Raw genomic sequence first — 21980 nt, forward strand, 5'->3', positions numbered from 1 at the left:
AACAAATGAACAATACGAACAATGCAATAGTTGATATGGTTACTCACACGCATACGGTGGCGAATCCGGTAATGCGAGGCATGTATCCGGATCCATCATGGATGTGGGATGAGACGCGGAATGAGATTGTGCTGGTCAATTCATCATTCGAGTTAATACCCGGTCTGCCGATTCATGTGACGCGTGACCTTGTCTCATGGGAGCATGTGGCTGATGCCGTGAATGCGGCAATGGCAAAACGTCTACTTATCGAAGGTGTCGAAGACTCGGGCGGTCTCTATGCTCCGACCATTCGCCGTATTCGCGGGCAGTACGTCATCGTATGTACGGTGGCTCGCGTGAACGAGGAACGTGCGCTCGCCTGCGGTTGTGCGCCCGAGGATATTGAAGGTCGCCGGGCGTCCCAAGGCAATTTCGTGATTACCGCACCATCATTGGAAGGTCCGTGGCAGGGGCCGTATTGGATTGCTGGTGCGGAAGGCATCGATCCGGACATTTTCGAAGATTCGGATGGCACGGTTTGGTGGACCCAGACTCGCCCGGCGTTGAAACCGCAATGGGAGGGGCAGACTGAGGTATGGACTCAGCCTATTGATCCAACCGATTGGATGCTACAAGGTTGCAAAACCGTGATTTGGCGTGGATATGGCGTCAATGCGGTTTGGGCTGAGGGACCTCACCTCTACCGCGTAGGGGATTGGGTGTATCTGATGACCGCTGAGGGCGGCACCAGTTTCGAGCATAGTGAGATGATGATGCGCACATATGCGCCACAGGGGTTTGCCGCTGCGCTCGCCGTTTTTGAGCGGAACATCGTAGCACGTGACGTGTGGATTGAGCCAGCGCGCGAAGACGAACATAGTGTTGTGGGGCGGTATGACCGCCTGTTTGAGGCATGCAAGAAAAACCCGGTGCTGACGCATCGCCATCTTGGTAATAGCGAACTCATTCAATGTGTGGGTCATGCCGATCTGTTGTGCCATCCACAAGCCGGTTGGCTGCTTACGTGCCTAGGCGTGCGAGAGGTTCCCTGCGATGAGCCTGACGAATTGTTCAGCTACCTGGGCCGTGAAACATTCATTGCACCGGTTGTCTGGGAACGCAATCCTGTTTCCTGGAAGCTGGAAAGTGAAGGTCCCATCAAGCAGGACAATGACAATGACCCTGGCTGGCCGGTTGTTGCTCCTGGTTTGGGTCACCTGCCTGAGGCGCTTGACATAATCGCGGATGATGATGGTGAACTGCGCTCAGTAGAAATTGCTGAATATACGGAAATGAATGCTGAGCCCGAAATGATTCGTTATGACGATAACCGTTTGATAGGTGTGCGTGGACGTGATGGATATCGATTCATACGTGTCGATGAACCTAACTATACAGTACTAGCTGCTCCGTCTTATGCGCTAATGCTGCATCAGGATTCAACGCATGCCGTTACGCTGCGAGTGCAGGATAGCCGAGTCAATGTTGAAATCACTGATCGTGGTGAGATAGCACATTTAGAGTTGGATGTTGTTGCACCAGATGAATGGCTGGGCGTGCATCTATTTGATAATAGAATGCAATTCCTCGCTATGCGGCATGCTGCAGGAGCGGATGGATTCAGTGGTGATGCAGTGCTGATTGTTCATGGTGATTCAACGCAAGCTCGGGTATTGGGTGAGCGGGATGCCCGATTCCTTAGCACGGAATGGGCTGGTGGTTTCGTGGGATGCCTGGCTGGCGTGGAATGCCAGTGATAGCAGGTGTCTGTCTTACAATATTGTTCAATCGTTGAACATATATAAGGAGGCAATGCAATGGCGCGCGATCTTGAACAGTTGAAGCATGATTACCCGGATGTAAGGGCTTTGTTCGCCGACGACTGGCTGCAATATCGCAAGTCAACGATTCTGCCCGAGCTTACGCGCGAATCGCAGGAGATGAGCGACCGCATCAATCGCATCTATTTCGAAGACACGGCGGAAGCTGAGCGGCTGTTCCGCGAGTTGGTGCCGGCGGCCGGCGAGGGTGTGGATTTCCGCCCGCCGATCCGCTTGGATTACGGGTTGGGGCTTAAGATCGGCGATCGCACCTTCATCAATATGGATTTCCTCATTGTGGGCGGCGGCCCGATCTCCATCGGCTCCGACTGCTTGATCGGCCCGCGCGTGAGCATCTACACGCCGAACCACGCCATCCCCAAGAAGCCGCGGCTGGAAGGATGGCAGCATAACGCCGACGTGACCATCGGCAATAACGTATGGCTCGGCGGCAATGTGGTGATCTGCCCCGGAGTGACCATCGGCGACAACACCATCATCGGCGCAGGTGCCGTGGTCACACACGACATTCCCGCCGACTCCATCGCCGTGGGCAATCCCTGCCATGTGATCGGACAGGTGCCCGAGGACTGGTCGCCTGAGGAGCGTGCCAAGGTGGAAGAGGAGTGAGCGTAGAGGGTGACCGGTGGCGAGCGCGGACCGCCGGTCACCTTTTTGACTTTCCGAACTGAGCCTCTGGGTAACTTCTTGGCCAAGGACGGATAAAGCTAACAGGGCACCCCATATTCAAAGAATTTGCGAGAATCCGTAAGGATGCGCAGACAATACGCAAAGGAGCAATGCAATGACGCAGTATCATGTTTCGGCTTCGGCCGGTTCGCCGGCGGGCAACGGCAGCGAGACTGACCCGTTCCTGTCCATCGGCCAGGCGGCCGCTGTCGCGCGTGCAGGCGACGAGGTTATCGTGCATGCCGGCACATATCGGGAGTCCGTGGACCCTCGCTACGGGGGTGAAAGCGAGACGAACCGCATCGTCTACCGTGCGGCAGAAGGCGAGCCGCGCCCGGTTATCACCGGTGCCGAACGTGTCGACACATGGGTGCCTGAAGGAGATGGCGTGTGGCGTGCCGTGATTCCGAACGCCTTCTTTGGCGAGTACAACCCGTACGTCGAGACCGTGTTCGGTGACTGGACCGTCTACCCGGATCCCAGAGTTGAAGTCCGTCACCTGGGCGATGTATATCTCAATGGCAAATCGTTCTATGAAGTGTCTTCGCTGGATAAGGTGCGTGCCCCTGAACGTTGGGATACCGGTAGGGATGCCGCGACGGAAGCGGTCGTGCCGTTGTTGGATCCGGACGCCACGGTGAACGTATGGTATTGCGAGACGAATGCCGAAAACACCACGATTTGGGCGAATTTCCATGATGCAGACCCGAATGTGGAAAACGTTGAAATCAACGTGCGTGAAACCTGCTTCTACCCATCGCGTCCGTTCGTCAATTACATCACCGTGCACGGATTCGAACTGTGCCGTGCGGCCTGCCCGTATACTCCGCCGACCGCTGACCAGGTGGGACTGATCGGTCCGCACTGGTCGCGCGGCTGGGTGATCGAGGACAATGTGATTCATGACGCGAAATGCTCGGCCATCAGCCTCGGCAAGGAGATTTCCACCGGAGATAATGATTCGACGCGTACACACCGCAAGTCCGGTTACCAATACCAAAAGGAAGCGGTATACAAGGCTTTGCACGCGGGCTGGGAGAAAGGCGTGGTCGGCGGACACATAGTGCGCAACAACGTGATTTTCGACTGCGGGCAGAACGGCGTAGTGGGTCATATGGGCTGTGCGTTCAGCCTTATTGAAGGCAATCATATTTACCGCATCGGTACCAAGCGCGAGTTCTTCGGCTGGGAGGTTGCATCGATTAAAATGCATGCCGCAGTCGATACCGTGGTGCGCGGCAATCGTGTGCATGATTCGGTGTTGGGCATGTGGTTGGATTGGCAGGCGCAGGGCACCATCGTGGACGCGAACGTGTTCTATCGCAACACGCGTGACGTGATGACTGAGGTAACCCATGGTCCTCTCACTTTTATGAACAATGTGTTTGCCTCGGAATTCAGTTTCGACGACTATGCACAAGGCGCTGCGTTCGTGAACAACCTGTTTGCCGGACGTCTACGCCACACTCAGGTGCTGGACCGGTCCACGCCGTACCACTTCCCGCATTCCACCGCCCCTGCCGGCGAAGCATTCGTCTATGGCGGTGACGACCGATTCGTCAACAATCTTTTCATGGCGGTTGAGGGCGAGGTGCCGTCTGACCGGACGCAGAACGCCGTCGGCTCCGTCAGCGTGACCGACGCGGGCACGTCCTGCTTCGAGGATTATCCTCGCTCTCTTGCAGAGTATGAGCAACGCATCGAAGAGGCGGGATTGGGTGACGAGGAGCTGTATCGCAACATCCTGCAGCCTATGATGCTCGCATCCAATACGTATCTCAATGGAGCGAAAGCTGCGTCACGGGAAACGGATGCCGTGGCATGTGCCGAGGCCGGTACCTTGAGCTTGCGCGAGACCGATGATGAGTTGTGGATTATGCTTGCTCTTCCTGATGCCGCACGAGGCGCGACTGGTTCGGTGGTGTCCACCGTTGATCTGGGCCAGCCTCGCATTGTGGAGGAGTACTTTGAGCAACCGGACGGTTCGCCGATTGTGGTGAATCGCGACATGGTGGGTGATTTACGCGGTAAGGAATCCGCTCGCGGACCTCTTGCCGTATATCCGAGCGGTGAAGTGCTCATCTGGAGTAGTGCTCATCTGGAGTAGTGCCGTGTCTTGTCGATGATCGCGGTCGGGAAACGGTCGGATGCCTTGCAATAATTGTTGGGCATCCGGCCATTATTATTTGTACTTTCGATTCTTGCCATGAGAATCGGTTGTATGCTCGTTCTCCCGAGTGTCGTGGGTGGAATGTGTGCCACGTTAGTGCATTATTGCCGTTATTGCGGTGATGTGGCACGGCGTTATCGGCATTTCAACCGAGATTGTAGGGATTTCCGTGGTACGACAGTGTATAAAGCCTTGGAATGCGCTATCGTGGCACGCCCGAATGGTACGTCAGCGCAAATTGACCGGTGTTGCATTTGTGTGGCAAGCATTATGTTTGGGAACTGTGATCGAGTCCGTATGGAGGGGGATGGGCATTCGCATCGGAACTGTGTGCATGTTCATATGAAGCATGTTTATATGAAGCATCTCGAATTCTTTACTTGCGCCGGATCAAACTAGGCGGCCCGGTAGGCCCAGTAGATGACGCGGATTTGCATTTGTAATAAAACAGGTATATGGTTAAATCATTAAACTAAATAACCGTAACCGTTCTGCGTACCTACGCAACGTCAATGGAGATACTGCTATGCGCGCACATCGAATACTGTTGTTCTCACTGATTCTGCTGGCCGCGGTGTATGCCGTGCTGTTGTTTGTGGCCCCCGTAGCCGCGCCGATCGGAGCGTTGCTGACCGCCTCCGGATTGGTGCTGGTCTCTACCCGCTATGCTTGGCGTCCGAAATTCCTTGCCTTGTTCGAGGTGGGGAGGCTGTCCGCCGATTGATGCATGGAACTGCAATGAACGGCAGGCCGGAACGATAGGGGCGCGTTGATCATGTGCTCCATTGGTCGGTATCGGTGTTTCCTGTTTTGATGCAGTGCTGTGCGTTGGATTAATTGAATTGTTTCGACTTAGGCCGTTTCGCTGTATAGTGAAACGGCCTATTTGTTTGTGTCGTGGGTGTGAAGAAGATGCTCCGGGGTGTAAAGAAGATACTCGGGGTATGACGGGTCTTGGCTGTGTGATCGTGTGTCCGCTGTATTTGCTGACTGTGTCATTCCGGTGTTCGGTGGGCGAGTGTGAAATATTAATGTGCGATTTTGGTCGAAATATGTGAGAAAGAGAGTGTGATAAGGGCGGAAGAATTTCGGCGTGTCGCATCTTTCTTAACGATGAGATCACGTGTGTCATAGTTTAGTGGAATGTTGAAAAACTGTCATTGTTACCGCTCACAATTAGTTAGACGGACGAATCAAATACGTCAAAAATGGCTCAATTTCAGCGAAAGTAGCCAATTGGTAATTGTTAAACCAAAAAACTATGTGGTATATTTTTTACAGGTTCAGCGAAGGCTGCTGGACCGCAAGGAAGAGGAAACAAAGTTCCTATCAATGACGAAAGGAATCCCCATGAATAAGTGGACCAAGGCTCTCGGCGTACTTGCCGCGACTGCTATGCTCGTCCCACTGGCTGCCTGCGGCGGCGGAACGCGTGGCACCACTGCCGGTGGCAACAGCGGCTCCGATAGCGTCAAGGTCGGCATTTCAATGCCTGAGCAGATGCTTGAGCGTTGGAAGATCGATGGCGAGAACCTGAAGAAGCAGCTTGAAGGCTACGGCTACGACGTCACTCTGCAGTATGCAGATGGCAAGACCGATCTGCAGACCTCCCAGATTCAGAACATGGCCAACAACGGCATGAACTATGTGGTCATCGCCTCCATCGACGGCACCGCAACCGGTGCTGCCGCAGAGCAGGTGGCCGCCAACGGTGGCAAGGTTATCGCTTACGACCGCCTTATCATGAACACCGACGCCGTCGACTACTACGCGACCTTCTCTCTGGAGGACGTCGGCCGCATGCAAGGCGAGTACATCGAGCAGAAGCTTGGTCTGAAGGATGGTCAGAAGGGCCCGTTCAATGTCGAGCTCATGGCCGGCTCTCCGACCGACAACAACGCCGGCTACTACTTCAAGGGCGCATGGGATGTGCTCGGACCGTACTTCAAGTCCGGCGTGCTGCAGTCCAAGTCCGGCAAGGTTCCGTCTTCCGCTGACGATTGGCAGTCCATCGGCATCGACAACTGGGATCGCCAGAAGGCCCAGAACGAGATGGAGAACCGAATTAACTCCTTCTACAACGATGGCACCAAGCTTGACGCCGTGCTCGCTCAGAACGACGCCGAGGCAACCGGTACCTACAACACCGTTGAAGCCGCCGGCTGGGACTACTACCCGATCATCACCGGACAGGACGCTGAGAAGGCCAACGTTCAGGCCATTGTCCAGGGCAAGCAGTCGATGACCGTCTACAAGGACACCCGCGAGCTGGCCAAGGCCACCGCTGAGATGATCAAGGCCCTCGTCGACGGCAAGGAGCCGTCCGCTCCGGATACCTTCAACAACGGCACCAAGGACGTTCCGTCCCAGTTGCTGACCCCGGTCACCGTGGATAAGGACAACCTCAAGGAAGTCCTCGTCGACGGCGGCTATATCTCCGCTGCCGATGCCGGCCTGTGATCGTACAGAGGAAGCCGATCACCAGCCATAAGGCATAACGAACTCAAGAGAAGTACGCGGACTATGGCAGTTCGCAGCTAGCTCACAGAACAGGAGGCGCCGCACTGCATCGTTGCGGTACGGCGCCTCCACCATGCACAGGGACATTACTATCGGAGGAGGTAACTGTGGCTACAAACGGTGACGTGATTCTTGAGATGCGTCATATCGTAAAGCGCTTCGGCCCGGTCACCGCATTGAACGACGTGAATATCACGGTCAAGAGGGGCCAGATATTCTCGATCTGCGGTGAGAACGGCGCCGGCAAGTCAACCTTGATGAACGTGCTGTCGGGCGTGTACCCGTACGGCACCTACGAGGGCGACATCGTATACAACGGCGAAACCTGCAAGTTCAAGACGATTCGCGATTCCGAGGAGAAGGGCATCGTGATCATCCATCAGGAGCTTGCACTGGTGCCATATATGTCAATCCAGGAGAACATCTTCCTGGGCAACCAGAAAAAGAAGGGCATCGCGATCGATGCCGACCAGCAGCGCAAGATCGCCTACGATGTGATGAAGAAGGTCGGTCTGGATGAGAACCCGGACACCCTGATCTCCAACATCGGCGTTGGCAAGCAGCAGCTGGTCGAAATCGCCAAGGCCCTGACCAAGAACGTGAAGCTCCTTATTCTGGACGAGCCGACCGCCGCCCTGAACGATGAGGATTCCAAGAATCTGCTTGACCTGATTGACGGCCTACGCCGCGAGCAGGGCATCACCGCCATCATCATCTCCCATAAGCTCAACGAGATCGCCTACTCCGCAGACGCCGTGCAGGTGATTCGAGATGGTCATACCATCAGCCACATCGACATTGACGCCGAGCATCCGCTGGATCAGGATGTGCTGATCCGCGACATGGTGGGTCGCCCGCTGACCAACCGTTATCCGGTGCACGAGCCGCATATCGGCAAGGAGATGTTCCGTGTCGAGGATTGGAAGATGCATCATCCGCTCGACGAAAACCGACTGGTCGCCAAGAACGTGAGCTTCAACGTGCGCGCCGGTGAGATCGTCGGCATGGCCGGACTGATCGGTGCAGGCCGTACCGAAACCGCCATGAGCGTGTTCGGCCGTCAGTACGGCACCAACGCCTCCGGCAAGATCTTCGTGGAAGGCAAGGAAGTCAAGTTCCCGACCGTGCGTTCCGCCATCGATCATGGCGTGGCCTACGCCACCGAGGATCGTAAGGTCTATGGCCTGAACCTTATGAAGACCATCCGCGAGAACACGTCTCTGGCCAGCCTCAAGGAACTGTCCAACAAACTGGGTGTGGTGGACGAGACCCGTGAGAAGCAAACGGCTGAGAAGTACCGCAAGGAGTTCCGCACCAAGGCGCCGACCATCGAAATGCCGGCCGGCAACCTTTCCGGCGGCAACCAGCAAAAGGTCGTGCTCGCCAAGTGGATGGCCACGGACCCCAAGGTGCTGATTCTGGACGAGCCGACACGAGGCATCGATGTGGGTGCCAAGTACGACATCTACGAGATCATCGACCAGTTGGCCGACTCCGGTTCCGCCGTCGTGGTGATCAGCTCCGAACTGCCCGAGCTGCTGGGCATCTGTGACCGCATCTACACCATGAGTGCGGGCCAGATCACCGGTGTGTTCAATGCCAAGACCACCAATCAGGAGGAGCTGATGAAGTACATGACTTCTCCGACGGCCCTGCCCAAGGATCAGGTCTTCGCCTGACGTCGTCCCGGTTTGTCGAGTCCGGCGCAACGTCAGCGCTTCGGCTTGACGGGCCTTCGCGAATCCGGCGTTTCAAGCGCCTATAGCAAAGAAGCTTTGAAAGGATAATTTCCAAATGTCTACCGCAACCGTTTCCCCCGCCGCAAAGAAGGGCGAGGAGCAGAGCCTCAAGTCCCTGCTGCTGGGCAACATGCGCTCCTACGGCATCTATCTGGCCCTCGTGCTGGTCATCGTCGTCTTCCAGATTCTGACCTCGGGCCGTTTGCTGAACCCGAACAACGTGGTCGCACTGTTCCAGCAGAACGCCTACGTGCTGATCGCCGCCATCGGTATGTTGATGATCATCATCGCCACCCACATTGATCTGTCCGTGGGTTCCGTGGTCGCCTTTATCGGCGGTGTCGGCGCGTTGGCCATGAAACACGGCGTACCGTGGTGGGCCGCGATTCTGCTCATGATCGCGATCGGCCTGGTCATCGGCGCATGGCATGGCTTCTGGGTCGCCTACGTCGGCGTCCCCGGCTTCGTGACCACCCTGGGCGGCATGCTCATCTTCCGTGGTCTCGCCACTGTCGTGGCCGGCGAGTCCATCCCGGTCTCCAACGCCGCCTTCCGCGCCATCTCCAAGGACTATGTGCCGACCATCTTCGTCGGACCGTACGCATTGACCGCGCTGATCGTCGGCATCGCCGCCATCGTGCTGGTGATCTGGAGCCAGCTGACCAAGCGCGCCAAGGCCGTCAAGAACGGTCTGCCCGCACAGCCGATGAGCTTCGTGGTGTTGAAGTGCGTCGTCGCCGCGCTCGCCATCGGCTACGTCACCTACCTGCTGGCCATGTCCGGCAACGCCACTCAGGGCGGCATCCCGATCGTTCTCGTGATCATCGGCGTGCTGGTGTGCGTGTACTACTTCGTCCTCAACCGCATGGTCTTCGGACGTAACGTCTACGCCGTCGGCGGCAACCGCAAGGCCGCCATCCTCTCCGGCATCGACACCAAGAAGGTTGATTTCGAGATCTTCCTGAACATGGGCTTCCTGGTCTCCATCGCCTCCATCATCACCCTTTCCCGTCTGGCTTCCGCTTCCGCACAGACCGGTATGGAGTTCGAGATGGACGCCATCGCCGCCTGCTTCATCGGTGGCACGGCCGTTACCGGTGGCATCGGCACCATTCCGGGCGCTATGGTTGGCGCACTGATCATGGGCGTGCTGAACCAGGGTCTGTCCATCATGGGTGTGGACGCCGCTTGGGTCAAGACCATCAAGGGCCTCGTGGTCATCGCCGCTGTGGCTTACGATCTGCTCTCCAAGAAGAAGAAGGGCTGAGAACAGCCGTGGGGTTCGGTCCGAATCTTCCAACGAATCGAACCCCACAAGGATAGGAACCCATAGTTCCCTTCCTCCTCCGAAAGGGGCGTCGCTGATGCGGCGTCCCTTTTTCGCACGTATGGGGGCACTCATGCGCGGCGTGTGCGGCGTGCGCTGGTCCGGTGTGCCCTCCGACCCTCACTATGTGCGTGGCGGGACCATCTTGCTGCATACATAGCTGCATACCTAGTGAGGACAAAGACACTAAAACCGGCGTTATGTACGCGGGCTTCATTGGACCGCATGCATAACGCCGGTTTGTTGCGTAGCCGCAAGCGTAGGTGCTTACTTCTTTTTGGCCTTCTTGACGCGCTTTGGCTTGGCGACAGGCTTCTTGGGCTCAAGGAACGGCCACTTGGCAAGCGCCCACTGATGGAAAGGCGGAATCTTGCCGATGCCGAAACCGATGAGCAGACCGGCCACGATGGCCCATGTTTCCATGTCTCGTTCGGCGATAAGCAGACCGATGAACACCAGTGCGATGATGAAGCACATCATCTGTGAGGCGCGCGACTGTTTGGTGGTTACCTGATCGGCCTTCATCGGAATAAGGCCAAGGAATGTGCCGCAGGGGACACAAACGACGCCTAGCGCTGCGCTGATGGCAATTTCCATGGTGGCTGAATCCATGATGCTCCTTTGATGATGTGTGCCCATGTGTCTATGTGCAGTGCCGTTGTGATTACGCAGATTCCGCTGCTCGGCCAGCGGTGGATTGCGATAAAACGGCAATATAAGACCTGAGCATAATAGTAAAGCGGCAACCGCCAGATTGTGCCGTCGCCGCCTGAAAAGTTATCGATGTGTTGTGATTAAGGTCGGTTTGTCGGAAGGGAATGAAGGGTCAGTTGCTGTGCGATTCGGAATCGTCATCTTCCGTGGGCTCGTCAGTGTCGGCGTCAGCGTCGTCGTCATGATCGTCGGTCGGTGCGTCGCCCTTGTCGTCATTGCCGGGCTGGTGCCACCACAACATCAGGGCATTGGCCGCGCAATAGATGGCGGCGATGCCGATACACACCAGAAAGATGATGTTCGACGTACTGATCATAGTGCCGTCCGCCATTGATTCCTGGACAGACTGCCAGATCCAGACGACACAGGCCAAGGCGGTCAGGGCGTACAGCATCATACGTGAGCGATCATTCATAAGGTTTCTCCAAAAAAGTGCAAGCCATTTGATTATAGCGAGGTCGCTATAACGCAACATGGTATGGCGTAACGAGCATCCGCTATGTCAGGATTGCCGGCCGAGCTTACCGCGGAGCCAGTATCGCAACGATGTGATGCTCTGGCAACAAAAGGCCGTCAGCCAGAACGACGCATGCATATTGCATGAGTGTTGATTCTTGGCTGACGGCCTGAAGTTGCGATCCGGGTTGATGATACGCAGTGTTGAAGCTCAGCCGCGGGCCTTGGCGTAGGCGGCGTAGACGGATTCGGTAGGCTCGCCGGTTTCCACGCCCTCGATGTTGAGCTTCCATGCGGGCGGTTCCGCCTCGCCGGAAAGCACCCAAGCGGCCTGACGCGCCGCACCGATCGCCACGTACTCGTCGGTGGCCGGGCGGGTTACGTCCATGCCCAGGATCGAAGGGGCCAGCGTGCGGATGGCCACGGATTTGGCACCGCCGCCGATCAGCAGAATACGGCTGATCTGAGCGCCGAGAGAGCGGATGAGTTCCAGGCAGTCGCGCTGGGAGCACAGCAGACCCTCCACGAACGCACGCGCAAGGTTTTCCTTGGTGGTGTTGTGCAGTGTCAGACCGGTCAAAGAAGCGGTGGCATCCGGGCGGTTCGGCGTGCGCTCGCCGTCAAAGTACGGCACCAGCGTGATGCCACCGGCACCGGGCTCGGACTTGAAAGCCAGATCGGCCAGCTCATCATAATCCACGCCGAGAGCCGCGCGACCGGCGTCCAAGATACGCGAACCGTTGATCGTACAGGCAAGAGGCAGATAGTGACCCGTGCAGTCGGCGAATCCAGAGACTGCGCCCGTGAGGTCGTACACCGGGTTTTCGGCGATGGCGGCGGCCACGCCGGAAGTGCCCAGTGAAATGGAAACATCGCCTACGGCCATGCCGAGGCCCAGCGAGGCCATGGCGTTGTCGCCGCCGCCCGGGCCCAGGATGCAGCCGCCTTCGACATCCTTGCCGGCGACGGCGGGGGAGGCCTGTACCGCTGCGGATTCGGTGGGGCCAAGCACAGTGGGCAGTACGATGGTGTCGGCATGGGCCTTGGCGGCTTCCTCGCCCTCTGCCGGGGTCAGCACCATGGCGATGAGATCACGGCGATACTCATCGTGAGCGGCGTCGTAGTAGATGGTGCCGGAGGCGTCGGAGCGATCGGTGAACAGGGCATCAAGATGGGCGTCCTCGCCTTCGGCCACCGGACCGTAGCCGGCGATGCGCCAGCTCAGCCAATCGTGAGGCAGGCAGATGGCGGCGATCTTCTTGGCGTTTTCAGGCTCGTTTTCCGCCACCCAAGCCACCTTGGTCAGCGTGTAGGAGGCCACGGGGGAGGAGCCGACGGCCTTGACCCAGCGCTGCTTGCCACGGGCGGTCACGTCCTCGGGTTCGTCGCCTTCGGCCGGCGCTGCTCCCAGCTTGTCGATCAGGGCGGCGGCCTGCGGGGCGGAACTGATGTCGTTCCAGAGCATGGCGTCACGGATCACGTTGCCCTGCTTATCCAGAATCACCATGCCGTGCTGCTGGCCGCCGACGGCGAGAGCGGCCACATCATCCAAGCCGCCGGCCTGTTCGGCCGCCTTCTGGAACGCCTCCCACCAGAATTCCGGATTGACGGATGTGCCGTCGGGGTGCTTGGCCTGACCGAAACGGACCTGCTCTCCCGTGGCGGCATCGGTGATGCGGACTTTGGTGGATTGGGTTGACGTATCGACACCGGCAACCAGTACTCTTGTCATGCATTCCTCCTCGATGAGGGTCGCGCTCTCTATTCGCGGCGCGCCATAACCAATAAGTTAGACGATTAAACTATACTGTATTGCAACGTGCGATTGCAAACGGAAACACGCGAAGATGCGTGCCCGGATGCAGCTCGCGGGCGCTCGTTGTTCCTGGGTGGAATGCTTTGAGAGCGCTCTCGGTCGCTTATACTGTCTACGACTCAAGGGAAGGTGAGGAGGTTGGGGAGGATGCCAAATCTGCGCAGAATCAATCAGGAGGATCTGCGTAACCATAATCTCTCGGTAACGCTCGACACCCTGTTGCGGTCACAGAAGCCTATGAGCCGTGCCGATCTGGCCAAGGAAACCGGACTGACCAAGGCCACGCTTTCCCTGCTTGCCTCAATGCTGATTGACAGCGGTGTGGTATGCGAGGGAGACCCGGTGGTCTCCACTACCTATGGACGCCCCAGCACTCCGCTGCAGATACAGGGTGGCCATATCGCGGGCATCGGATTGCAGATCAACACGGATGGTTATGGATGCTTGGCTCTTGATTTGAACGGTGACACGTTGGGACGCGAGTGGATCAGCGAAGACATGACCGGCACGGATCCTTATGAGATCTTCGCCAAGCTTGATGCCATGACCTTCCCGTTGGAAAGCCGGTTGAAGCGTCGCGGTTGTCGGGTCGTCGGCTCGGGATTGGCATTGCCGGGCATCGTGACCGACGATATGTGGTTGCTGGTAGCCAGGAACCTCGGCTGGGAGAACGTGAATCTGACCCGTTTCAACGTGGTGCGACGTTTGGACGTGGTGGCCGGCAATGAGGCGAAGATGGCGGCCATCGCCCAGATCCCGGGCTATGCCACGCAACGGGCCAATTTCCTGAACGTGGTGGACCGCATGGATTCCTTCATCTATCTTTCCACGGACATCGGCATCGGAGGCGCGGTGGTGCGTGACGGCGAAGTGGTGATGGGGTCGCACGGATTCGCCGGAGAAATCGGTCATCTGTCGGTGGCTATGGACGGACCGCTGTGCAGTTGCGGACGACATGGATGCCTTGAGGCGTTCGCCGGGCGCCGGGCGTTGGTTGAAGCGGCCAAAATCACCGAGGGGGCAGACGCGACCAGCAGCGAAGCCATCAATACATTCCTCAAACGGTGGAATGCCGGGGATCCGGTCGTAGCTCACGTGGTCGATCAGGCTGCAGACGCATTGGTGTCCGCCATCGCGTCCGCGGTGAATCTGGTGGATGTGGATACCGTGCTGCTCGGTGGCCTATGGGAGCATTTCGGCGATGAGCTGGCCAACGTGCTGTCCGGTCGTCTGCGCTCTGAAATTCTGGGCTACCCCAATGCCAAGATTCGAGTGTTCGTACCGCCTGTGGCTTCACATCCCTCGCTCTATGGTGCGGCTGAGATGGGATTGCGCCGGTTTATCGACAGTCCTTTGACGTTCATGGAGTGACGTCCATGGAGTATTCGGGAAGGCGGCAGCGTGGCCTGTCTCGTCGGTGAGCGTGGGGTCGTGCTACACTTTGGCAAGTTGGCTGTTTCGCAGCGAACATGGGGCCGTAGCTCAGTCGGTTAGAGCATGCGACTCATAATCGCCCGGTCCAGGGTTCAAGCCCCTGCGGCCCCACTTTTCTTTACCGGGCTCTTGTTGGCATATCTGAAACCTGAAACGGTTGCGTGCTTGTCGGTCGATTATTGCTTGCGGAGTTCTCGGTGAAGCACGTGATGGCGCACGTGCGAGCTCCCTTCGGCGATGATGGTTTTGGCAGTCCAGCCGCGAGAGTACACTTCCAGAAGTTCCGGTTCACGTCTGCCATAGGGGCATGACGACCCGGGTCCCCCGAATCCATAGGAGACAACAATGAAGCAGGGTATTCATCCTGATTATCACCCCGTTGAGGTGACGTGCTCGTGCGGCAACACCTTCGTGACCCGCACTGCTGGCAAGGGAGATCACATGTTTGTTGACGTGTGCTCCCAGTGCCACCCGTTCTACACCGGCAAGCAGAAGATTCTCGACACCGGTGGCCGTGTTGCTCGCTTCGAGCGTCGCTACGGCAAGAAGAGCAAGTAGCATACTTCACGCCAGTCCAGTCCGGCTCGGCGCGTTTTTTCGCGCGCCCAACACCGGTAGGACTGGCGTTTTTGTATCCATTTCCCCTTAATTTCTTTCGTTTTTTGAATGTCAACCATGGAAGGAATCGTCATGGCAGACGAACAGTTCCCCGCGGCGGCTACCGCGCTTGAGGAATACGAATCCATCGAGCAGCAGATGGCCAGTCCCGAAATCGTGTCCAATCCGGACAAACTGCGCAAGCTGGGTCGTCGCCATGCCGAACTTGGCTCCATCGTCAGCGCATACAAGGACTATCTGCAAGTCAAGGATGATCTGGAAGCGGCACGCGAAATGGCCGCTGAGGACGAAGACTTCGCCGAAGAGGCCAAACGTCTTGAAGCTGAACTGCCGACGGTGGAAGACAAGCTGCGCACTGCATTGATTCCGCGCGATCCGGATGATGCGCGCGACACCATCATGGAGATCAAGGCCGGAACCGGTGGCGAAGAGGCCGCGCTGTTCGCCGGCGATCTGCTGCGTATGTACACGCGTTACGCAGAGAAGCGCGGCTGGAACGTCGTTGTCCAATCCGAGAACACCACCGAACTTGGCGGCGTGAAAGATGTGCAGATCGCCATCCGTGCCAAGGGCACTCCCGCTCCGGAAGATGGCGTATGGGCGTCGATGAAGTATGAGGGTGGCGTGCACCGTGTGCAGCGCGTGCCGGTCACCGAATCGCAGGGACGTATCCAGACCTCCGCCGCTGGCGTGATCGTGTTCCCGGAAGCCGACGAGGACGATGATGAGATCGAGATCGATCCGAAGGATCTGAAGATCGATATCTTCATGAGCTCCGGCCCCGGCGGACAGTCGGTGAACACCACGTATTCCGCCGTGCGTATGACCCATATCCCCACCGGCATCGTGGTGAGCATGCAGGATGAGAAATCGCAGATTCAGAATCGTGCCGCAGCCCTGCGCGTGCTGAAGAGCCGCCTGCTGGCTATGAAACATGAGCAGGAAGCTGCAGAGGCCGCTGATATGCGTCACTCGCAGGTGCGATCGCTGGATCGTTCCGAGCGAATCCGTACCTATAACTTCCCGGAGAATCGTATCGTCGATCACCGTACGAATTACAAGGCGTACAACTTGGATGCCGTACTTGATGGCGATCTGCAGGCCGTCATCGATTCGGATATCCAGGCCGATGAGGCCGAGCGCCTGGCCAACCAGCAGTAATTAGTGCGTGCGGCTTTGGCTGGCATATGTGATGTCCGACACGCTCCGGGCCGCTCTGGCCAAGTCTTTACGGTCGGACATCACATATGCCAGCCAAAGCCTTGCCGAATAGCGTAGTTCCATATTCGGGAAGGAGCTGGGTGTGATCGTAAGTAGTGTGGTTCGTGATGCCTCGGCGCGATTGCGCGAGGCTGGCATCGAGACTCCTGAGCATGATGCGAAACTGCTGCTGGCCGAAGCGGCCGGAGCGGAACTGCGCGATGTGGATAAGGCCATGCTCATGGGTAGCGCGCTTGAGTATGACGAGACCCGATTCCAGGGTATGGTGGACCGTCGGGCCAAGCGTGAGCCGTTGCAATATATCGTGGGGCATGCGCCGTTCAGGTATTTGGATTTGCAAGTCGGTCCGGGTGTGTTTATTCCGCGCCCTGAAACCGAAACCGTGGTTCAGGCAGGGCTGGATTGGATAACCCAGCACGGGCTTATGCATCCGCGTGTGGTCGATCTGTGCGCCGGTTCAGGTGCGATTGGGCTTGCCGTGGTCACCGAAGTGCCGGGAAGCCAGGTATGGGCCGTGGAGCTGTCCCCCCGCACAGCGGAATGGACGCGAAGGAACTTGACGCACACGGCCAAGAAGTATCCTTCCATCGCTTCGAATTATCAGCTGGAAATCGGCGATGCCACATCGCTGGTCACACTGGCCCAGCTCGACGGCACGGTGGACATGGTGATTACCAATCCGCCGTATGTGCCTGAAACCGATGTTCCCGAACAGCCGGAAGTGCGTGACTGGGATCCCGAGCTTGCCTTGTACGGCGGCTCGGCGGACGGCACGTTGATTCCCGAGCGCATTATCGAGCGTGCCTACCGCCTGCTGAAGCCGGGTGGGGCGCTCGTTATGGAGCACGATATCAGCCAAGGCGATCGACTGGTGGCCTACGCGCGAGCCATTGGGTTTGCCAATGCTTCAACCGGTAAGGATTGGACCGGCCGCGACCGATATCTGTTCTCGGAAAAATAACGAACGGTCACTGCGCGTAATATTGCAAAGCTGATGCATCCTTATCAGTGATTTCACGAATCGGACGAGCGGGGTTGCCTACGGCGACGGTGTGAGGCGGGATGTCGCGAGTCACTACCGAACCGGCACCGATCACGCAGCCTTCGCCGATAGTCACGCCTCCGATTACCGTCACATTGCCGCCAAACCAGCAATTCGAACCGATCACAATCGGCTTGCCGTATTCGTAGTCGTACATCGAACCATCCGGAGCTTGACGTACGTTACGATCCTGCCAACGCAACGGATGCATCGGCGGCAGCAGAGAGACGTTCGGACCGAACAGCACATCGTCGCCGATGGTGACCGGGGCGCAGTCAAGCACGGTGAAATTGAAATTGGCGAACACGCGGTCACCGATGGTGGTGTGGCATCCGTAATCGAAGAAAACCGGACCGAGAATATCAAGGTTCTTGCCGTGCCCGGGCAGCAGTTCGTCGAGAATGGCGGTACGGGTGGCGTGATCGGCACGTGATGTGGCGTTGAATCGGGTGCATAGATCGGCGGACTTATCTCGCAAAGCAGTGAGCTCCGGATCAGCGGGATTGTAAAGACGGCCGGCGAGCATCTCCTCGCGCTCGCTGGCCCGTGGACGGCGCAGTTCGACAGGCGGAAGCTCGGTGGTACGGGCGGTCGGGCTCGCCGATGTCGCAGGGTTTGCGGAGCTTGCGACATTGTGGGAGTCGGTTGGGCTGATGGTGGCGTCGGTGACGTCGCTCATGATGGATCCTCCGTGATCTAAGGGAACAGACAGGCTTCATTGTAGTAACCGATAACCGTGATACGCAGACGCGTCCATCGTCAACCTGCCGTTGGCTCCCGTTGACTTTGCTGTTGGCGATGCGGCGGGCCGACCGATGATGCGAACCGTGCCGCTGCCTTTCACCGTCCGGGCGCAATGGTGCAATGATAGATTGTGATGGAACAAGCGAACGGAGATGACATGGGCATAGAACGTGGATCAGTGCTGAAAGTCACGGACGAATCGCTGGCCGAGGCCGCGCGCATCATTCATGAGGGCGGCCTGGTGGTTATTCCTACGGATACGGTGTACGGCATCGCGTGCGATCCGCGTAATCGGGAGGCGATCGCACGCATCTACCAGCTCAAGCGACGTCCGCGATACAAGGCGTTGCAGGTGCTGCTGGCTTCAGTCGAACAGCTTGACGAGCTTGGCCTTGAACTTCCTTCACCGTTGAATCGTTTGGCGGCGGCGTTCCTGCCGGGCGCTTTTTCGCCGATCGCCGTGGCCGGGACCGATTGTACGTTGGCCACTGTCGCCGATGCCGGCGATGGGCGGCCGGGGACGCAAGGTGTGCGAATCCCCAACTCGGCGTTGACGCTTGCGATTCTCAAGGCAACCGGTCCTCTGGCGGCCTCCAGCGCCAACCGTTCCGGAGAAGAGAGCGCTCAGACCGTCGAAGAGGCATTCCATGCGTTCGGTACCGACGTTGATCTGTACTTGGATGGCGGGGCCACGCAAGGACATGTGTCCAGCACCGTCGTCAAAGCCGATCCGTACGGCCGTGACGGCATCGAAATCCTACGTGAGGGAATCATCTCACAAACCACGATTCGCAAGGCCCTTCACCTTAATGGCGGAGGACTGGGCGCATGAGAATCTACCTACTGATTGCAGCCATCGCAGGAGGCGTCACCTGGCTGGTGACCCCGCTGATTCGCCACGTCGCCATTGAGATCGGCGCTGTGGGCGAGGTCCGTGCGCGAGACGTGCATACGATTCCGACCCCGCGTATGGGCGGACTTGGCATGCTGATCGGTTTTACCGTAGCTACGATTATCGCAAGCCGGTTGCCGTTCCTTGCGGGCTTATTTGAAGACAACTACCAGATGTGGGTGATTCTCGCCGGTGGCATCATGATCAGCCTGTTGGGCATGGCGGACGATCTGTGGGATCTGGATTGGATGCTCAAACTCGCCGGACAGCTCCTGATTTCGGTGTTCGTGGCATGGGGCGGATTGCAGATCATCTCATTGCCTCTCGGTGATTCACTGGTTACAGCCAGCCCGAGCCTGTCCATGGCCATCACCGCTTTCCTGATCGTGGCATCGATCAACGCAGTGAATTTCGTGGATGGTCTTGACGGTCTGGCTTCCGGAATCGTGGCGATCGGCGGCATTGCATTCGCCGCATATTCATATATGATCGCCCGATCCTCGCCGAGCTACGCTTCCTTGGCCACGATGATCGACGTGATGATGGTGGGCGTGTGCGTGGGCTTCATCCTGCATAACTGGCATCCGGCGAAACTGTTCATGGGCGACTCCGGTTCCATGCTGCTCGGCTATCTCATCACCTGCGCCTCGATCGTGATGACCGGGCGACTTGACCCGGCTTCAATTCACACCAGCATCTATCTGCCGGTGTTCATGCCGATTCTCCTGCCGATCCTCGTATTGTTCCTGCCGGTGCTGGATATGTGCTTGGCGATTGTGCGACGTCTGGCCAAGGGGCAGTCGCCTATGCACCCGGATCGCATGCATTTGCACCACCGCATGCTGAGAATCGGGCATTCGGTACGCGGCGCCGTGCTGATTCTCTGGGGCTGGGCGGCCCTGATCGCTTTTGGATCGCTGACGATTCTGTTCTTCAGGGCACGGTATGTGGCATTGGGCATGCTTATCGCTGTCGTGTTGTTGACGGCCGCTACCATGTACCCGTATTTGCGCCACCGTATTCCGGAGATCCGTGCGGAGAACCTGATTAGCGAGGCGGCTCGGCAGCAGGCGAAGCATGTTTCGGGCGAGGCCTTGGAAGCGGCCATGGGCGAAGATGCGCGGGAGACGCCGAAACAGTCTGCGGAAAAGACTCAGGAAGAGTTTTCGGACGAAAAGCATCAAACACAGGTGTCGTGAAGGTCAGCGCATATTCATATAGTGTTTACATGGCTACAAACCTTGATGAATTGAACGCCCAGTCGGCGTACGCCCCCCTTCCCCCGATTTTCGCCAAGCTCGGCCTTGCCTATGACGATGTGCTGCTGCTGCCGAACGAGACGGATGTCATCCCCTCCGAAGTGGACACCACCACTCATCTGACTCGTAAGATCACGATGAAGGCCCCGGTGCTTTCCGCCGCTATGGATACGGTGACCGAGTCCGAGATGGCCATCGCCATGGCCCGCAACGGTGGTATCGGTGTGCTGCACCGCAACCTGTCCATCGACGATCAGGCCGCTCAGGTCGACGTGGTCAAGCGTTCCGAGTCCGGTATGATCACCGACCCGCTGACCGTGAACCCTGAGGTCACGCTGGCCGATCTCGACAAGCTGTGCGGCAAGTTCCACATCTCCGGTCTGCCGGTGGTGGATAAGGAAAACAAGCTCGTCGGCATTATCACCAACCGCGACATGCGTTTCATCGCCTCCGAGGATTACGACACCCTCAAGGTCAAGGACGTGATGACCAAGGAGAACCTGGTCACCGGTCCGTCCAACATCTCCAAGGATGACGCCCACCGTCTGCTCGCCCAGCACAAGGTCGAGAAGCTGCCGCTGGTCGATGCCGAAGGCCACCTGACCGGTTTGATCACCGTGAAGGACTTCGTCAAGACCGAGCAGTACCCGGATGCCACCAAGGATGAGCAGGGCCGTCTGCGCGTTGCCGCTGGTGTCGGCTTCCTCGGTGACGCTTGGCAGCGTGCCTCCGCGCTGATGGAGGCCGGTGTGGACGTGCTCGTGGTCGACACCGCCAACGGTGAGGCCCGTCTGGCTCTCGACATGATCTCCCGCCTGAAGCATGATTCCGCTTTCGACGGCGTACAGATCATCGGCGGCAACGTGGGCACCCGTTCCGGCGCCCAGGCCATGATCGATGCCGGTGCTGACGCGGTGAAGGTCGGCATTGGCCCCGGCTCCATCTGCACCACCCGCGTGGTTGCCGGCGTTGGCGTGCCGCAGCTCACCGCTGTGTATGAGGCTGCCCAGGCCTGCCGCGCCGCTGGCGTGCCGTGCATTGCCGATGGCGGCATCCACTACTCCGGCGATATCGCCAAGGCGTTGGTCGCCGGTGCATCTTCCGTGATGCTCGGCGGCACGCTCGCCGGTTGCGAGGAGGCTCCGGGTGAGAAGGTGCTCCTGCACGGCAAGCAGTACAAGCTGTACCGCGGCATGGGCTCCCTGGGCGCCATGGCTCCGCGTGGCAAGAAGTCCTACTCCAAGGACCGCTACTTCCAGGCCGACGTGACCTCCAACGAGAAGGTCGTGCCGGAAGGCGTGGAAGGCGAAGTGCCGTACCGCGGACCGCTCAACGCCGTGCTCTACCAGATGCTCGGCGGCCTGCACCAGTCCATGTTCTACATCGGCGCCCATAACATCGGCGAGATGGCCGAGAAGGGCCGTTTCATCCGCATCACCGATGCCGGTCTGCGTGAATCCCATCCGCACGACATCGTGATGACCGCCGAAGCTCCGAACTACTCCGGCTTCCACAACAACTGATCCGATTCCTGAC

18 protein-coding genes and 1 tRNA gene are annotated in these 21980 nt (G+C 58.1%); 15 read left to right on the forward strand and 4 right to left on the reverse strand.

All coding sequences use genetic code 11. From position 1 onward, the window contains the following. The first annotated feature begins 5 nt into the window (after positions 1-5). The 7 genes from G1C97_RS01400 (at position 6) to mmsB (ending at position 10188) form a co-directional block, all read left to right on the forward strand. The gene (locus G1C97_RS01400) at positions 6-1739 is read left to right on the forward strand and encodes a glycoside hydrolase family 43 protein (RefSeq protein ID WP_240950945.1); all 1734 of its coding nucleotides are present in this window, start codon (positions 6-8) and stop codon (positions 1737-1739) included. A 60-nt stretch (positions 1740-1799) separates the two neighbouring features. Continuing rightward, on the forward strand, positions 1800-2432 hold the full coding sequence (locus tag G1C97_RS01405) for a sugar O-acetyltransferase (protein WP_169240169.1): 633 nt from the start codon (positions 1800-1802) through the stop codon (positions 2430-2432). Positions 2433-2607: 175 nt separating this feature from the next. Further along, the gene (locus G1C97_RS01410; RefSeq protein ID WP_169240170.1) at positions 2608-4599 is read left to right on the forward strand and encodes a right-handed parallel beta-helix repeat-containing protein; all 1992 of its coding nucleotides are present in this window, start codon (positions 2608-2610) and stop codon (positions 4597-4599) included. A gap of 589 nt (positions 4600-5188) precedes the next feature. Further along, positions 5189-5386, forward strand: coding sequence for a hypothetical protein (locus tag G1C97_RS01415; RefSeq protein ID WP_169240171.1), 198 nt, complete (start codon positions 5189-5191; stop codon positions 5384-5386). Between the two features lie 626 nt (positions 5387-6012). Continuing rightward, a complete protein-coding gene (locus tag G1C97_RS01420) occupies positions 6013-7122 on the forward strand; it encodes a substrate-binding domain-containing protein (protein ID WP_169240172.1) in 1110 nt (369 codons plus the stop codon). A gap of 197 nt (positions 7123-7319) precedes the next feature. Beyond that, the gene (locus tag G1C97_RS01425) at positions 7320-8861 is read left to right on the forward strand and encodes a sugar ABC transporter ATP-binding protein (protein WP_205832486.1); all 1542 of its coding nucleotides are present in this window, start codon (positions 7320-7322) and stop codon (positions 8859-8861) included. 115 nt (positions 8862-8976) lie between these two features. Further along, a complete protein-coding gene (gene mmsB / locus G1C97_RS01430; RefSeq protein ID WP_169240173.1) occupies positions 8977-10188 on the forward strand; it encodes a multiple monosaccharide ABC transporter permease in 1212 nt (403 codons plus the stop codon). A gap of 327 nt (positions 10189-10515) precedes the next feature. Here the strand turns inward: mmsB and G1C97_RS01435 are convergent, their stop codons facing one another. The 3 genes from G1C97_RS01435 to G1C97_RS01445 form a co-directional block, all read right to left on the reverse strand. Then, complete coding sequence (locus G1C97_RS01435; RefSeq protein WP_169240174.1) at positions 10516-10860, reverse strand: hypothetical protein; 345 nt, start codon at positions 10858-10860, stop codon at positions 10516-10518. Positions 10861-11074: 214 nt separating this feature from the next. Beyond that, complete coding sequence (locus G1C97_RS01440) at positions 11075-11377, reverse strand: hypothetical protein (protein WP_169240175.1); 303 nt, start codon at positions 11375-11377, stop codon at positions 11075-11077. A gap of 252 nt (positions 11378-11629) precedes the next feature. Continuing rightward, a complete protein-coding gene (locus G1C97_RS01445; RefSeq protein WP_169240176.1) occupies positions 11630-13150 on the reverse strand; it encodes a xylulokinase in 1521 nt (506 codons plus the stop codon). Between the two features lie 231 nt (positions 13151-13381). Between G1C97_RS01445 and G1C97_RS01450 the strand changes: the two genes are divergently transcribed. From G1C97_RS01450 to prmC, 5 genes are all read left to right on the forward strand, one after another. Then, on the forward strand, positions 13382-14605 hold the full coding sequence (locus G1C97_RS01450) for an ROK family transcriptional regulator (RefSeq protein WP_169240177.1): 1224 nt from the start codon (positions 13382-13384) through the stop codon (positions 14603-14605). Positions 14606-14705: 100 nt separating this feature from the next. Next, positions 14706-14779 (forward strand) — tRNA-Ile (locus G1C97_RS01455). A gap of 234 nt (positions 14780-15013) precedes the next feature. Beyond that, positions 15014-15226 carry a 50S ribosomal protein L31 gene (rpmE, locus tag G1C97_RS01460; RefSeq protein ID WP_169240178.1) on the forward strand — a complete coding sequence of 71 codons (213 nt, stop codon included), beginning with the start codon at positions 15014-15016 and terminating at the stop codon, positions 15224-15226. A 132-nt stretch (positions 15227-15358) separates the two neighbouring features. Then, positions 15359-16447: a peptide chain release factor 1 gene (prfA, locus tag G1C97_RS01465; RefSeq protein WP_100496219.1), complete on the forward strand. Its 1089-nt coding sequence runs from the start codon at positions 15359-15361 to the stop codon at positions 16445-16447. Between the two features lie 142 nt (positions 16448-16589). After that, on the forward strand, positions 16590-17468 hold the full coding sequence (prmC, locus tag G1C97_RS01470; protein WP_169240179.1) for a peptide chain release factor N(5)-glutamine methyltransferase: 879 nt from the start codon (positions 16590-16592) through the stop codon (positions 17466-17468). 7 nt (positions 17469-17475) lie between these two features. Here prmC and G1C97_RS01475 read toward each other — a convergent pair whose 3' ends face one another. After that, positions 17476-18075: a sugar O-acetyltransferase gene (locus G1C97_RS01475; RefSeq protein WP_417852197.1), complete on the reverse strand. Its 600-nt coding sequence runs from the start codon at positions 18073-18075 to the stop codon at positions 17476-17478. Between the two features lie 351 nt (positions 18076-18426). Between G1C97_RS01475 and G1C97_RS01480 the strand changes: the two genes are divergently transcribed. From G1C97_RS01480 to guaB, 3 genes are read left to right on the forward strand one after another with little or no spacing between them, the layout of a single operon-like run. Then, positions 18427-19125, forward strand: coding sequence for an L-threonylcarbamoyladenylate synthase (locus G1C97_RS01480; RefSeq protein ID WP_417852191.1), 699 nt, complete (start codon positions 18427-18429; stop codon positions 19123-19125). After that, positions 19122-20384, forward strand: a complete 1263-nt coding sequence (locus tag G1C97_RS01485; protein ID WP_169240182.1) for an MraY family glycosyltransferase — start codon at positions 19122-19124, stop codon at positions 20382-20384. The genes G1C97_RS01480 and G1C97_RS01485 overlap by 4 nt, the downstream gene beginning before the upstream one ends. Before the next feature lie 29 nt (positions 20385-20413). After that, on the forward strand, positions 20414-21967 hold the full coding sequence (gene guaB, locus G1C97_RS01490) for an IMP dehydrogenase (protein ID WP_100496216.1): 1554 nt from the start codon (positions 20414-20416) through the stop codon (positions 21965-21967). Positions 21968-21980: the final 13 nt, after the last annotated feature.

Source organism: Bifidobacterium olomucense, assembly GCF_012932375.1.
Taxonomy (GTDB): Bacteria; Actinomycetota; Actinomycetes; order Actinomycetales; family Bifidobacteriaceae; genus Bifidobacterium; species Bifidobacterium olomucense.

Bases quoted from the DNA above. Each gene is read 5' to 3' on its own strand.
- G1C97_RS01400 (WP_240950945.1), top strand. From the start codon at position 6: ATGAACAATACGAACAATGCAATAGTTGATATGGTTACTCACACGCAT.
- guaB (WP_100496216.1), top strand. From the start codon at position 20,414: ATGGCTACAAACCTTGATGAATTGAACGCCCAGTCGGCGTACGCCCCC.
- G1C97_RS01450 (WP_169240177.1), top strand. From the start codon at position 13,382: ATGCCAAATCTGCGCAGAATCAATCAGGAGGATCTGCGTAACCATAAT.
- G1C97_RS01420 (WP_169240172.1), top strand. From the start codon at position 6,013: ATGAATAAGTGGACCAAGGCTCTCGGCGTACTTGCCGCGACTGCTATG.
- G1C97_RS01485 (WP_169240182.1), top strand. From the start codon at position 19,122: ATGAGAATCTACCTACTGATTGCAGCCATCGCAGGAGGCGTCACCTGG.
- G1C97_RS01440 (WP_169240175.1), bottom strand. From the start codon at position 11,377: ATGAATGATCGCTCACGTATGATGCTGTACGCCCTGACCGCCTTGGCC.
- G1C97_RS01475 (WP_417852197.1), bottom strand. From the start codon at position 18,075: ATGCTCGCCGGCCGTCTTTACAATCCCGCTGATCCGGAGCTCACTGCT.
- rpmE (WP_169240178.1), top strand. From the start codon at position 15,014: ATGAAGCAGGGTATTCATCCTGATTATCACCCCGTTGAGGTGACGTGC.
- G1C97_RS01415 (WP_169240171.1), top strand. From the start codon at position 5,189: ATGCGCGCACATCGAATACTGTTGTTCTCACTGATTCTGCTGGCCGCG.
- G1C97_RS01435 (WP_169240174.1), bottom strand. From the start codon at position 10,860: ATGGATTCAGCCACCATGGAAATTGCCATCAGCGCAGCGCTAGGCGTC.
- prfA (WP_100496219.1), top strand. From the start codon at position 15,359: ATGGCAGACGAACAGTTCCCCGCGGCGGCTACCGCGCTTGAGGAATAC.
- G1C97_RS01425 (WP_205832486.1), top strand. From the start codon at position 7,320: ATGCGTCATATCGTAAAGCGCTTCGGCCCGGTCACCGCATTGAACGAC.
- G1C97_RS01445 (WP_169240176.1), bottom strand. From the start codon at position 13,150: ATGACAAGAGTACTGGTTGCCGGTGTCGATACGTCAACCCAATCCACC.
- G1C97_RS01480 (WP_417852191.1), top strand. From the start codon at position 18,427: ATGGAACAAGCGAACGGAGATGACATGGGCATAGAACGTGGATCAGTG.
- G1C97_RS01410 (WP_169240170.1), top strand. From the start codon at position 2,608: ATGACGCAGTATCATGTTTCGGCTTCGGCCGGTTCGCCGGCGGGCAAC.
- mmsB (WP_169240173.1), top strand. From the start codon at position 8,977: ATGTCTACCGCAACCGTTTCCCCCGCCGCAAAGAAGGGCGAGGAGCAG.
- G1C97_RS01405 (WP_169240169.1), top strand. From the start codon at position 1,800: ATGGCGCGCGATCTTGAACAGTTGAAGCATGATTACCCGGATGTAAGG.